The sequence below is a fragment of the Aeromonas sp. D3 genome, assembly GCF_027705025.1.
Lineage (GTDB): Bacteria > Pseudomonadota > Gammaproteobacteria > Enterobacterales > Aeromonadaceae > Aeromonas > Aeromonas salmonicida.
This window is the reverse complement of sequence record NZ_JAPDBE010000023.1, coordinates 41,277-53,766: the sequence shown is the minus strand read 5'-3', so window position 1 is coordinate 53,766 and position 12,490 is coordinate 41,277. Positions and strand designations below refer to the sequence as shown.

The 12,490-nt window shown below is 58.4% G+C and carries 11 protein-coding genes and 1 pseudogene; 6 read left to right on the top strand and 6 right to left on the bottom strand.

The genetic code is table 11. From position 1 onward, the window contains the following. Window positions 1–322 precede the first annotated feature (322 nt). Both pta and OKC28_RS14110 read right to left on the bottom strand, forming a co-directional pair. Window positions 323–2,476: a phosphate acetyltransferase gene (gene pta / locus OKC28_RS14115; protein ID WP_042467240.1), complete on the bottom strand. Its 2,154-nt coding sequence runs from the start codon at window positions 2,474–2,476 to the stop codon at window positions 323–325. A 70-nt stretch (window positions 2,477–2,546) separates the two neighbouring features. After that, complete coding sequence (locus tag OKC28_RS14110; protein WP_005311607.1) at window positions 2,547–3,749, bottom strand: acetate kinase; 1,203 nt, start codon at window positions 3,747–3,749, stop codon at window positions 2,547–2,549. A 302-nt stretch (window positions 3,750–4,051) separates the two neighbouring features. Between OKC28_RS14110 and yfbV the strand changes: the two genes are divergently transcribed. After that, window positions 4,052–4,492 (top strand): terminus macrodomain insulation protein YfbV, encoded by a 441-nt coding sequence (gene yfbV, locus OKC28_RS14105; protein WP_011899053.1) that lies wholly within the window; start codon window positions 4,052–4,054, stop codon window positions 4,490–4,492. A 60-nt stretch (window positions 4,493–4,552) separates the two neighbouring features. Here yfbV and OKC28_RS14100 read toward each other — a convergent pair whose 3' ends face one another. The 3 genes from OKC28_RS14100 to OKC28_RS14090 all read right to left on the bottom strand — a co-directional run bounded on the left by OKC28_RS14100 (window position 4,553) and on the right by OKC28_RS14090 (window position 6,518). After that, window positions 4,553–5,053, bottom strand: a complete 501-nt coding sequence (locus OKC28_RS14100; protein WP_017412149.1) for a YfbU family protein — start codon at window positions 5,051–5,053, stop codon at window positions 4,553–4,555. Between the two features lie 444 nt (window positions 5,054–5,497). Next, window positions 5,498–5,962: a thioredoxin-dependent thiol peroxidase gene (bcp, locus tag OKC28_RS14095; protein ID WP_131731243.1), complete on the bottom strand. Its 465-nt coding sequence runs from the start codon at window positions 5,960–5,962 to the stop codon at window positions 5,498–5,500. Between the two features lie 22 nt (window positions 5,963–5,984). After that, window positions 5,985–6,518, bottom strand: a complete 534-nt coding sequence (locus OKC28_RS14090) for a glycine cleavage system protein R (RefSeq protein ID WP_005311611.1) — start codon at window positions 6,516–6,518, stop codon at window positions 5,985–5,987. 267 nt (window positions 6,519–6,785) lie between these two features. On the opposite strand from OKC28_RS14090, the gene dapA reads away from it, so the two are divergent. From dapA to OKC28_RS14075, 3 genes are all read left to right on the top strand, one after another. After that, the gene (gene dapA / locus OKC28_RS14085; protein WP_265433118.1) at window positions 6,786–7,673 is read left to right on the top strand and encodes a 4-hydroxy-tetrahydrodipicolinate synthase; all 888 of its coding nucleotides are present in this window, start codon (window positions 6,786–6,788) and stop codon (window positions 7,671–7,673) included. Beyond that, window positions 7,666–8,790 carry an outer membrane protein assembly factor BamC gene (bamC, locus tag OKC28_RS14080; protein ID WP_088814160.1) on the top strand — a complete coding sequence of 375 codons (1,125 nt, stop codon included), beginning with the start codon at window positions 7,666–7,668 and terminating at the stop codon, window positions 8,788–8,790. Before dapA ends, bamC begins: the two co-directional genes overlap by 8 nt. A 143-nt stretch (window positions 8,791–8,933) precedes the next feature. After that, window positions 8,934–10,037: a phosphoribosylaminoimidazolesuccinocarboxamide synthase gene (locus OKC28_RS14075; protein WP_265456404.1), complete on the top strand. Its 1,104-nt coding sequence runs from the start codon at window positions 8,934–8,936 to the stop codon at window positions 10,035–10,037. Window positions 10,038–10,165: 128 nt separating this feature from the next. Here the strand turns inward: OKC28_RS14075 and OKC28_RS14070 are convergent, their stop codons facing one another. After that, entirely contained in the window at window positions 10,166–10,768 is a 603-nt protein-coding gene (locus OKC28_RS14070) for a short chain dehydrogenase (protein ID WP_096120109.1), read from the bottom strand. A 97-nt stretch (window positions 10,769–10,865) separates the two neighbouring features. Between OKC28_RS14070 and OKC28_RS14065 the strand changes: the two are divergent. Continuing rightward, window positions 10,866–11,776, top strand: a pseudogene (locus OKC28_RS14065) (LysR family transcriptional regulator). A 71-nt stretch (window positions 11,777–11,847) separates the two neighbouring features. Continuing rightward, window positions 11,848–12,480, top strand: a complete 633-nt coding sequence (locus OKC28_RS14060) for a DUF2057 domain-containing protein (protein WP_270689861.1) — start codon at window positions 11,848–11,850, stop codon at window positions 12,478–12,480. Window positions 12,481–12,490 lie beyond the last annotated feature (10 nt).

The following is a 12,490-nucleotide window of genomic DNA, read 5'->3' as shown; positions in this document are numbered from 1 at the left end:
GAGTCTGTCATTTTCTTTCAAATGATCAGTAAACTATCCACAAAAGCTGTGGAAAACTCTGTAGATTAGCGGTGTGTCTAGTGTTAGTGAGCTGATCTTAAAGGGGTATTTGGATCTGATCTCTGCTGGGGTGCAATTGTGCAATCCCCTGTGGCGGGTGTGAGTGTTTGCTTATCCTGCCAGCCTTGCCAGACAAGCCATGGAGAGAGGCATAGTGATCCGGTCAGGATCCTGATTTGATCTTGCGGATCAACATGTCGCCCGCCCACTATAAAAAAACCCGCCTCTCGGCGGGTTTTTCACAGGGTTGGCTGAAGGTCGATTACTCGGCCTGAGCTGCCTGGATACCGGTCAGGGCGATGGTGTAGACGATGTCGTCAACCAGGGCGCCACGGGACAGGTCGTTGACCGGCTTGCGCATGCCTTGCAGCATGGGGCCGATGGAGACCAGATCAGCGGAGCGCTGTACCGCCTTGTAGGTGGTGTTGCCTGTGTTCAGATCCGGGAAGACGAACACTGTGGCTTTACCTGCAACCGGTGAGTTAGGGGCTTTGGACTTGGCCACGTTCTCCATGATGGCCGCGTCGTATTGCAGCGGACCGTCGATGATGAGGTCGGGGCGCTTGGCCTTGGCCAGCTCGGTCGCTTCACGCACTTTCTCTACATCGGCACCGGCGCCAGAGGTACCGGTAGAGTAGGAGATCATGGCGACGCGCGGCTCGATGCCGAAGGCGGCAGCGGAGTCGGCGGACTGGATGGCAATCTCGGCCAGCTGCTCGGCAGTGGGATCCGGGTTGATGGCGCAGTCACCGTACACCAGCACCTGATCAGGCAGCAGCATGAAGAAGATGGAGGAGATCAGGGAAGAGCCCGGGGCAGTCTTGATGATCTGCATCGGCGGACGGATGGTGTTGGCGGTGGTGTGTACCGCGCCGGATACCAGACCGTCTACTTCGCCACGCTCCAGCATCATGGTGCCCAGCACCACGTTGTCTTCCAGCTGTTCGCGGGCAACCACTTCGGTCATGCCCTTGTTCTTGCGCAGTTCGACCAGACGCGGCACATAGCGCTCGCGCACTTCCAGCGGGTCGATGATCTCGACACGGTCGGTCAGCACCACACCCTGCTGCTCTGCAACGCGACGGATCTCTTCCGGGTTACCCAGCAGCACAGGACGGGCGATACCACGCTCGGCACAGATGGAAGCTGCCTTGATGGTACGCGGCTCTTCGCCTTCCGGCAGCACGACACGCTTGTTGGCCTGACGGGCCAGCTCGGTCAGCTGATAACGGAACGCCGGCGGGCTCAGACGACGGGAACGGGTAGACTTGGCGGAGAGAGACTCGATCCAGTGCTTGTCGATGTGGCCAGCCACATAGTCCTGCACCAGCTCGATACGCTCGCGGTCATCTTCCGGAATGTCGACGTTGAAGTTTTGCAGGCTGACGGCGGTCTGCCAGGTGTTGGTGCCAGTGATCATGATCGGCAGGCCGGTGGCCATGGCCTGTTGGCACAGGGCCATCACTTGCGGCTCGGGATGATAGTTGCCGGTCAGCAGCAGTGCGCCCAGCTTGACGCCGTTCATGGCGGAGAGGCAGGCGGAGACGATGACGTCGGAACGGTCGCCGGAGGTGACCAGCAGGCTGCCCGGACGGAAGTGCTCAACCATGTTATGGATGGAGCGGGCACAGAAGGTCACGGTTTGCAGGCGACGGCTGTCCAGCTCACCCTTGTGCAGGATCTTGGCGGCCAGATGTTTGGCGAGATCCTTGGCGCGCGGGGCGATCAGCTGGGTATTCCAGGGGATGCAACCCAGGATGCGCAGCGGGCTCTTGCCGAACACTTGCAGCACTTCCAGATTGTGGGCCGCTTCAGAAGCGTGGTGGTGCGCCTCGAACATCTCGGTCAGGTCCGGGCGGGTCACGCCGTGCTCGTCAACCGGAGCACCTACCTTGTTGATGACGCAACCCACGATACGGGGGTTGTTGACGCCACCGAAGTTGGAGCAGGCCAGCTCGATGCGCTCTTTGAGCTTCTGGCTGGAGTCGTTGCCCGGATGGGTCACGAACACCATGTCGGCATCCAGCGCCTTGGCGACGTCATAGTTCAGCTTGTTGGCAAACGGCTGCTTGTCGGTCGGTACCATGCCTTCGATGACCAGCACTTCGGCACCGCTGGCCTTCACGTGCTCTTCAAAGCGAGCCACTATCTCTTCCAGCAGGATGTCGGTGTTGCTGGAGGTGATCATGTTCTCGGCGTAGGAGAGGGCGAATGGCTCGGGCGGGTTGATGTTGGCAGCAGCGCGGATCACGGCGGTGGAACGCTCGGTACCGGTTTCACCCGGACGCGGCTGAGCGACCGGTTTGAAGAAGCTGACATTGACACCGTGACGTTCCATGGCGCGAACAACGCCAAGACTCACGGAAGTTACGCCGACACCAGTGCCGACCGGGATAAGCATAATAGTGCGTGCCACTTAATACCCCTTGTTCATTTTTTGGGATCAGGAAAAGGCCGCCCTGGGGCGGCCTTGCTCTACAGCGAATTTATGCGCCGACCAGTTCCAGCGCGTCGTGGGCAATGACCCACTCCTCGTTGGTCGGGATAACCAGGGCCTTGGTAGAACCAGCCTTGGTGATCTCGCCCCCCTTGCCGAAGCGGGCAGCCAGGTTGGCGTCGTGATCGACGTCGAAGCCCAGCAGACCCAGCTTGTTCAGGGTGATTTCACGGATCGGAGCGGAGTTTTCACCGATACCACCGGTGAAGACCACGGCATCCAGACGACCGTCCATGGCGGCGGCGTAGGCGCCGATGTACTTGGCCAGGCGATAGCAGTAGACATCCATGGCACGCTTGGCTTCTTCTTTGCTGTCGTAGTTGTCTTCAACGAAACGGCAGTCGGAAGTCACTTCGGTCAGACCCTGCAGGCCGGACTCTTTGGTCAGCATGGTGTTGATATCCGCCACGCTCATGCCCAGCTTGTCGTGCAGGAAGAAGATGATGGCCGGATCCAGATCGCCGGAGCGGGTACCCATGACCAGGCCTTCCAGCGGGGTCAGACCCATGGAGGTATCAACGGATTTGCCGTTCTTGATGGCGCAGACGGAACCGCCGTTGCCCAGGTGGCAGTTGATGATGTTCAGCTCGTCAACCGGCTTGTTCAGCTGCTTGGCGGCTTCCAGGCTGATGTAGTAGTGGCTGGTGCCGTGGGCGCCGTAGCGACGGATGCCGTTCTCTTTGTAGAGTTTGTACGGCAGGGCGTACAGGAAGGCTTCTTCCGGCATGGTCTGGTGGAAGGCGGTGTCGAACACGGCCACGTTCTTGTCGGCCAGTGCCGGGAAGATACGACGTGCTTCACGGATACCGATCAGGTGAGCCGGGTTGTGCAGCGGTGCATAAGGTACGGCGGCTTCGATGCCGGCGATGACGTCATCACAGATCACAACGGAGGAGGTGAAGCGCTCACCACCGTGAACAACACGGTGACCAATGGCGATCAGATTCTGGGACAGTTCCGGATTGAGCGGCAGGATCTTGTTGACGATGTAGTCCAGCGCTTCCTGGTGAGCGGCACCAGCGCCCAGATCGGCACTGCCTTTCTCGCCATTCAGTTTCCACTTGATGCGGGCGTCGTCGAGGTTGAAACACTCGGCCAGGCCGGACAACAGGTCATCACCGGTGGTTGCGTCAATGACAGCAAACTTCAGGGACGAGCTGCCACAGTTAAGTACAAGAACCAGCTTACTCATGAATAAATCCTATCGCAGATTGGGTTGTGTAGGAGGATGCGTTGGACGCGTTGCGTCCAAAAACTTTCAACTTATCCTTATGAGGGTTGGCAATCTGTTGCTTGCCCCTTGTATAGTGATACAAGACCCGAAATCCAGACGTCCCTGACAGCTCAACGGCAGGCCGTTGGTGCAAAAATTGGGCGTACAAAGGATAACTCGATTGTTGAAAAATAACAAAGTCATCCTCAACCTTTGTTATTGCGCATCAAATATAGTCGAGGTTTTGCCGTTAATACGTTCAAAAAAAGCTCGGAGGTAGCATGAGCATGAACATTTTTGGAACTAAGTTACAGCAAGGCCGTCATTATATGACCCTTTGGCCCCGCCGTCCCGAGCTTAATTCCATGTTTCCGGAGAATCGGGTGATCAAGGCCACCGAATTCGCCCTCAAGATCATTCCGGCGCTGGCGGTGCTCAGCGTCATGTTGCAGTTCCAGCTCGGTGAGCTGCACTACTGGCCTTCCGTCATGACCTCAGTGCTGTTTCTGCTCAGTCTGCCGCTGCAAGGTTACTACTGGCTCGGTCAGCGTGCCGATACCCGTTTGCCTCCCTCCCTTGCCAGCTGGTATCGCGAGATCAACGGCAAGATGAACGAGCAGGGCAGTCATCGCCAACTGGTGGCCCAGCCCCGTTACGAAGAGCTGGCCGATACCCTCAATGCTGCTTTCAAGCAGCTGGACAAATCTTTTCTCTACGAATAGGCGAACAAGGTTTTCCAATCAGACAAAGGCGCCCAGAGGCGCCTTTTCCATCCATGTCGATCAGGCTGCCAATACTTTGCGGATCTCCTGGATGGAGAGCTTGTATTGACGGGGGCACTGGCGCCATACGGTCAGCATGCGCTGGTACTTGTCGCGCATGGCAATGTCGCTCGAAAGCTCGTCACATGGGCACTTGAGCTCGGGGAAGCGCTTGTCCACTTCCAGCAGGAAGCAGACGTAGTCGGCCAGCTCCCGCTCCTGGCTGCGGCTGTAGCCGTTGAATTCCAGCCGGCTCGCGGTGATTTCACTCTGATCGGCCCCATCAAGATTGCCCCAGGAGATGGCCAGCGCATGGTGAAGTTCCAGGGTGTCGATCACCTCCTGACAGGTGGCCAGATCCAGATGACCGAAGCTCTTCTCCAGTTCGAGGATCTGCAGGCAGTAGCCGCGGGCTATGATGGTGCTGGCCCGCTGGTAAGACGCCGCTTTCTCCGGATTGAGTTTGGCCAGGATCTCGTACTGGTTGCTCAGGATCAGGCGTTCGGTGTGGCTCATGTTCATGGGCTTTTCTCACTGGAAAATGAAACTGGGGTCACGTTAACCCATATCTCAGATGAATTTTTTGATCTGGCAGGGGAGGTTGGTGAGAAAGCTGGATCGGGAAATCAAAACGGAGCGGTTTCTGGTTAATTAAAAGCAGCGGTTGCGTGCTTGCATTGCTGCTCGAGCTGGTAACAATAAAGGAGTCATCTGGCTTGTGCCCGGATGACTCGCCACCAAGGCACCCGACACAGGTGCATGCCAGACCATCACAAACATGACTCCGTCGCTGTGGCCACAGGTCCCTGCAGACGGGGCAACGAAAACGGGGCCGCCAAGATGGCGACCCGGCCTTGACTCATCAGGTGATGCCATCATCACACTGTTATCTCGGCGAGCGAGACAAGCGAAGGGCCTGCAGTTGCAGGCCCTTTTGCATGAAGTGTGTTTTATATGTCTTTGGGCTCAACCCTTGATGAGGTCGAGCACCACCTGATGGTGGTCGCTGGTCTTGAACTTGTCGAAGCGGTGGACGATTTTGCCCTCTTCATCGATGAGGAAGCTCAGACGGTGAATGCCGTCATACTCCTTGCCCATGAACTTCTTCGGGCCCCAGACGCCAAAAGCATCGGCGACGGCGTGATCTTCATCGGCCAGCAGGCGGAAGTTGAGGCTGTCGCGCTCCTCGAACTTCTTCAGGCGCTTGGCCGGATCCGGGCTGATGCCGAGCACCACCACGTTGAGAGCGGCCAGCTCGCTATTGACGTCACGCAGACCGCAGGCCTGGGTGGTGCAGCCAGGGGTCATCGCCTTGGGATAGAAATAAATGAGCACTTTCTTGCCGCGCAGGTCGGATAGACGAACTGGATTGCCATCCTGATCTGACAGGGAAAAGTCGGGGGCCAGGGTGCCAGCGGATAAAGGTTGCATGGATTCTCCTTGGGGTTGGTCGTCAGGCGTGTTTGTTGTTGACGATGAATTCGAACGATTCGGCGCCCAGTTCACGACAGAATCCGGCGAAGGCCGTATCCGAACCGGCGGCTTCTCCCTGCTTGGCCAGATTGAGCTGGAAGCTTGCCTTGAGCAGGTTGTAGGGCTGTTGCTCCAGCGTCATGGTCTGCATGGCCTGGATGTCCCAGCCGTGGTCGCTGAAGAACTGGGTGCACTGGCTTACGATGCCAGGCTGATCCCGGATCAGGATCTCGGCGTTGGCGCTGATGTCGTATTGCAGAGAATGGTGGCGCTCGGTGCGCTTCATCATGGTGATGAGCTCCCACTCCTGGCTGCGCAGGGGCAGGCTTATCTCGAGTTGCATCAGGCTGTTCCAGTCACCGGACAGCAGCATGATGAAGGTGAATTCATTACCGAAGATACCAAGACGGCTATCGACAATGTTGCAGCCACACCCACTGACGTGGCGAGTGACTTCATTGACGATGCCAGGCCTGTCCGTGCCTATGGCCGTTACGACCAGGTAGTGAGTCATAAATCTTCTCTCGTCCATTAGCTGGTTGTGAATGTGAGTAGAGCGGGAGCGTTCTGGCCACTCTCTGCACCCTGACATGACAACCTTGTTGAGAATGTTGTTGCGGCGAGCCCTGCCTGTGGTGGTCACGACCACGATTTGGCGCATGCTGTTGCGCTCGCGCACAGCGTTTTGTGCCGGATGGTATCATGGCTTGCCCCCTGCCTCCCTTGTTTTTCCAAGGGTGCAGCTTTACCATAACGCCCCTGAAAATCGGGAGAAATATCCATGTTACGCGGTAGTCTTGTTGCGCTCGTTACCCCCATGCTGGCTTCAGGTGAAGTCGACTGGGCCAGTCTGGCCACCTTGGTCGATTATCATGTCAGCGCGGGTACAGCCGCCATCGTTGCGGTCGGTACCACAGGGGAATCGGTGACCCTGAGCGAGCAAGAGCACATTGCCGTCGTGGAAAAAACCGTGGAACTGGCCGCCGGACGCATTCCTGTCATCGCCGGTTGCGGATCCAACAATACCGCCCATGCCATCGCCCTTGCCAAACGATTCGCCGAAACGGGCGTGGTGGCGGGTCTCTCGGTTACCCCTTATTACAACAAACCCACCCAAGAAGGCCTCTATCGTCACTATTGTGCGATCGCCGAGGCTAGTGGTCTGCCCCAAATTCTTTATAATGTGCCCGGTCGCACCTGTTGCGATCTCAAACCGGAGACGGTAGCCCGGTTAGCCAGGGTACCCGGCATCATAGGTCTGAAAGAGGCCACCGGGGATCTGAGCCGTACTCCGCTGCTGCGTGAGCTGTGCGGAGCGGAATTCGCGCTTTATAGTGGCGATGATGCCAGTGGATGTGATTTTATGCTGCAAGGGGGAGACGGAGTCATTTCGGTCACCACCAATATTGCAGCGGCCCAGATGGCCGACATGTGTCGTGCTGCGCTGGCCGGTGATGCCGGGCAGGCGCATGACATCAACAATCGATTGATGCCGTTGCATCAGACTCTGTTCTGCGAACCGAGTCCCATCCCGGTGAAGTGGGCCTGCGCCCGACTGGGATTGATTGCGACGGCGACCTTGCGTCTGCCGCTCACCGACCTCACTCCAGAGGGCGAACAAGCGATGACGCGAGCACTGACGACTGCGGAGTTGATGGCGAGTGTTTAAAGCAAATGGAAAGGGAAATGCAGTGCGCCTGGTGCTGAGTGTAGCGACCGTTGCCGTGTTGGCAGCCTGTAGTTCACCCCAGGATCGCAAGATGGCCAACCGTGGTTTCGAGTACGAGGATGCCCGCCTTGAAGGTCGTGCGTTTCTGGTGCCGTCCGGGTTGAGTACCCCCGCCTTTAACAGCAATTTCGACATCCCGGCATTGCCAGAGAGCAGCCGTGACGGTGCTCTTGGCGCCAAGATTGACGTGCGTCCGCCTGCCCAGCTGCTGACAGTGGTACCGGGCAGCCAGGTCGTGCCCAATGCCAGCGAACCCACAGTGGCCTTCTATGCCCTGAGTACCAATCAGAGCGTGGAGCGCGATACCTGGGCCTTCCTGATGAACTTCCTGGCCCAGTACAAGGTGACCACAGAGAAGCTGGATCAGCAGGCTGGGGTCTTGCAGACCGGCTGGTTTGACAACACCAAGGCCCTCGATGGCTGGAGTGAAGAGGATGATGATTTCAACATCCGCCAGCGTTACCAGTTCACAGTGCGCAACGATGCCCAGCGTCATGCCGTCAACATGTCGGTACGGGTGCTGGATCACGAAGAGACCATTGATGGCGAGACCACCAATGTGTTGACGCCAGCCGATGCCCAGCGCTACGCGACCCGCGCCCTGAACCAGTTCTCCCTCTATTACGACAAGCAGCTCAAGTCCCGCGAGCAGCACAAGGCCAACGATGGCATGGGCTTGCAGCTGGGTCTGGACAACAACGAGCTGAGTGCCTGGATTGCGGACGGTTCCTTTGATCTGGTCTGGCGTCGCCTCAATCAGGTGCTGCCGGCCTATGGTTTCACCATCAAGGATACCCAGCAGTCCCTGGGCTGGATCGACGTCGAATACGACGAACCGGGCAGCGATTTCTGGAAAGCCAAGGGCGGTGAGCCATTCAAGCTGGAAGAGGAGAAGTATCGCTTCCAGTTGGGCGAGATGGCGGGGGGCAAGACCTCCATTACCCTGTTCGACAAGGACAAGAAGCCAGTGGCGTCCGGCGTCATCTCCCAGATGTACATCAGCCTGTCCGAGGCCTTTGCCAAGGGCTTGGCTGACCAGGCAGCAAAAACAGAATAGAAACAGGGGCCTAGTGCCCCTGTTTTGTTAGGTTAATCTCCCTGTAAATACAGGGTCTGATGCGCTTGATATGTTAACCCCCCAGAAACAGGGGCTTGGTGCCCCTGTTTTATTCCTCCCACAAACAGGAAGTGTTATTAGCCATGAGTCTTGCAGATCAAGTATTGGCGGTGAATGACGATTTGCCGATCCGTACCGATAAACCTGTCCATTCCGGCAAAGTGCGCAGCGTCTACTGGTTGACCCCCGAAGACAGTGCCCGGCTCATAAAAGAGAAAGGCTATGATGTGCCTGCCGATGCGCCGCTCGCCCTCATGGTGATCAGCGACCGCATCTCGGCCTTCGACTGCATCTGGCAAGGTGTCGACGGGCTGAATGGCGTACCGGGCAAAGGAGCTGCGCTCAACGCCATCTCCAGCCACTGGTTCAAGCTGTTCAAGGAGAAGGGACTGGCCGACAGCCACATCCTGGATATTCCGCACCCCTTCGTCTGGATCGTGCAAAAAGCCCGCCCCGTGATGATCGAAGCGATCGCCCGCCAGTACATCACTGGTTCCATGTGGCGTGCCTACAAGGATGGCGAGCGTGAGTTCTGCGGCATCACCTTGCCAGAAGGGCTCAAAAAGGATCAGAAGTTGCCGGAGATCCTTATCACCCCCTCCACCAAGGGTGTGCTGACCGGGCTGGATGGTGTGCCGGAAGCCGATGACGTTAACGTCTCCCGCGCCGATATCGAACGCCACTACCAAGGCTTCAACTTCAGCAAACCGGCTGACATCGATCGCTACGAAGTGCTGCTCAAAGAGGGCTTCAACGTCATCAGCGATGCGTTGGCCTCGCTGGATCAGATCTTCGTCGACACCAAGTTCGAGTTTGGCTATGTCCAGGATGCGGCGGGCAACGAGAAGCTGATCTACATGGATGAAGTGGGCACCCCCGACAGCTCCCGCATCTGGGATGGCGCGGCGCTGCGTGATGGCCAGATCGTCGAGAAGTCCAAAGAGGGTTTCCGTCAGTGGCTGCTCAACCACTTCCCGGATCCGGACATACTGCTCAACAAGAACCGCATGTCGGAACGCTTCGCCCTGGCCAAAGGCAACAAGCTGCCCACCGAAGTGATGATGGATATCTCCAACACCTACGTCGGGATCGCCGAGAAGATCATCGGTCACCCGCTGGTGCGCTCCGCCAATCCAAAGCAGGAGATCATCGAGGTGCTGCGGGATCAGTACGGTCTGATCGACTAAGGGTTGCCGCCTTTTTTTGTCATCGAAAAACAAACGTTTGCTGGTGACAAAAGGCACAAGCCGACCAACAGACGGGCCCCAGTGCGGGGCCCGTTTTTATTGGTGGTCTGGCGGCAAGGGGGCGGCTATCAGCCGTTGACCTTGAACACCTGCCCGGTCTGCACGCCCAGCACGGATTTCTGGTAGGCCAGTGCCACTTTGGCGGCGGGCACCGGCACGAAGCCCGGGAAGAAGTCGGCGTATTTGTCCATCGACTCGGTCAGCACGGTCGGGCTCACCACATTGATGCGCAAGCCCTTTGGCAGCTCGCAGGCGGCGGCCTTCACAAAGTGCTCGATGGCGCCATTGATGGTGGTTGCACTGACTCCCCAGTTGATGGGTTCCTCGCTCAAAATACCGCTGATCAGGGTGATGGAGCCCTTGTCATTCAGATAGGGGATGGCGGCGCGAGTCAGGTTGATCTGGCCCATCAGCTTGCTCTGGAGCCCTACTTGCCACTGCTCGTCGGTCATCTCGGTCAGACCGTTGAAGGCCACGCTGCCGCTGGCGACGACCAGCGCATCGAACTGGCCCACCTGGGCAAACAGCGCCTTGATGGAGGCGGGATCGCGCATGTCGACAGTGGCATCGCCACGGCTGTGACCGACCCGGATCACCTGATGGTCCTTGGCAAGCAGTTCACTGACCGCAGAGCCGACGGTGCCGGAGGCACCCACAATCACAATCTTCATCTGTTTCACTCCTGGTTGGGATAGGTCGATTCTAGCGCGATGAAACGGGGGAAAAAGCGCGTAAAATAAACTCATTGTTTCCATATTGGAGCTAATGATGGATATCGCCCATTTGGCCAGCTTTTACGAGGTGGTGCAGCGAGGCAGCTTCTCTGCCGCTGCCGATGTGCTGGGGGTGAGCAAGGGGATGTTGAGCCGCCATGTCAGCGCCATGTCAGCGCCCTGGAAGCCGCTCTCAATGCCCAGTTGTTGCAGCGCACTACCCGCCGGCTCAGCCTCACCGAGGCGGGCAAGACCCTCTATTTGCAGACGGGGCAGATCTTCGCGCTAGTCCGGCAGGCGGAAGAGGATATCCAGGCACTGACCGAGGAGGATGCTGGCCGCTTGCGCTTTACCTGTGCGGTCAGCACAGGGGATCGCATGGTGAGCGAGCTGCTTGGCCATTTTGCAGTGCTCTGCCCGGGTGTCGAGGTCGAACTCAACTTCACCAATGCCATGGTCGACATGAGTCAGGGGGAGAACGACATAGCGCTGCGCGCCATGAGCAGCATCCCCGACAACCTGGTGGCGTTGCCACTCGGTCAGCTCAAGGACGTGGTGGTGGCAAGCCCCGCTCTGCTGGTGCGGGAAGGGATTCCAGCCACCCCCTATGAGCTGAGTAGCCGCCCCTGCCTGTTGCAGGGGAGCAACCCCGCCTGGGAGCAGTGGCACTTTCGCAGAGGAGAGGAAGAGGCCCACATTCTGGTGCAAGGCAAGGTGCGGGCCAATCATTACAGTACCGTACTGCAACTGGCCCGCGCCGGCATGGGATATGCCAAGTGCCCTCTGATGCTGGTGGAGCCCGCGCTGGCTGCGGGAGAGCTGGTGACCGTGCTCGACGGGTGGCAGAGTGGCCTGCATCAGCTCCATGTGCTGCACGCCCAGCAGCGGCGGGTGCCACGAAAGATCCGGCTGTTCAAGCAGGTGCTGGCCCAGTGGTTTGCCGAGCGGCCCCGCTACTTGCTCTGACCGGCGTTATTTTTCTGTCATCTTCGGCTGCTACCCTGCACCCATCACAGCGATCAGGAAGATGAGCGAGCATGAAGAGTTATCAGAAGTGGAGTGGTTTGACACTGCTTTGGTCGGCGCTGGGCATGAGTACGGCGCAGGCCGCCGTCGAGGTGGTGGTGCCACCGGATTTCCAGATCCTGGCGGTCAGTGCGGGCAAGCTGCAAGATGAGCAGCACGCTACCCTGGCGGATGGGGAGCAGCAGTTGCTGGTGCGATATGAGGGGGTGATCCCGAGTCGCAATGGCAGCGAGAACGATCGTCAGGTGCGATCCGATCCCCAGGTGGTGCGCTATCAGGCCAGCAACCAGCGCTTGACGCTGGTGGCCCAACAGCCAGCCGATGAGCAGGCGATGGTGGCCTATGCCAAGGCGCCAGTTGTGACGCTGCAGGCCAATGGTCAGGCGCTCGATACTCAGCAGGATGCACTGATGACCAGCGGCATGCTGATCGGTATGGACTGGCGAGCCCGGCTCGAGGAGTACAACCGCAGCGGTGGCAAGGCAGCGTTGACGATGGCCGGAGTGGCAACCACAGTGGCAGCGGGCAAGGCTGTGCCTGCTGTGGCAACCAGCGAACTGGAGGGGCGGTTGCAGCAACTCTTCTTGCAGGCGGACCCGGAGCTTCGCAAGCGCTTCGTCGGCTGGGCCGTGCCGCGACTTTAAGTTTGCAGCC

Coding starts and splice junctions, on each gene's coding strand:
- OKC28_RS14110 (WP_005311607.1), bottom strand. CDS start 3,749: ATGAGTAAGCTGGTTCTTGTACTTAACTGTGGCAGCTCGTCCCTGAAG.
- yfbV (WP_011899053.1), top strand. CDS start 4,052: ATGAGCATGAACATTTTTGGAACTAAGTTACAGCAAGGCCGTCATTAT.
- OKC28_RS14100 (WP_017412149.1), bottom strand. CDS start 5,053: ATGAACATGAGCCACACCGAACGCCTGATCCTGAGCAACCAGTACGAG.
- bcp (WP_131731243.1), bottom strand. CDS start 5,962: ATGCAACCTTTATCCGCTGGCACCCTGGCCCCCGACTTTTCCCTGTCA.
- OKC28_RS14090 (WP_005311611.1), bottom strand. CDS start 6,518: ATGACTCACTACCTGGTCGTAACGGCCATAGGCACGGACAGGCCTGGC.
- dapA (WP_265433118.1), top strand. CDS start 6,786: ATGTTACGCGGTAGTCTTGTTGCGCTCGTTACCCCCATGCTGGCTTCA.
- OKC28_RS14075 (WP_265456404.1), top strand. CDS start 8,934: ATGAGTCTTGCAGATCAAGTATTGGCGGTGAATGACGATTTGCCGATC.
- OKC28_RS14070 (WP_096120109.1), bottom strand. CDS start 10,768: ATGAAGATTGTGATTGTGGGTGCCTCCGGCACCGTCGGCTCTGCGGTC.
- OKC28_RS14060 (WP_270689861.1), top strand. CDS start 11,848: ATGAAGAGTTATCAGAAGTGGAGTGGTTTGACACTGCTTTGGTCGGCG.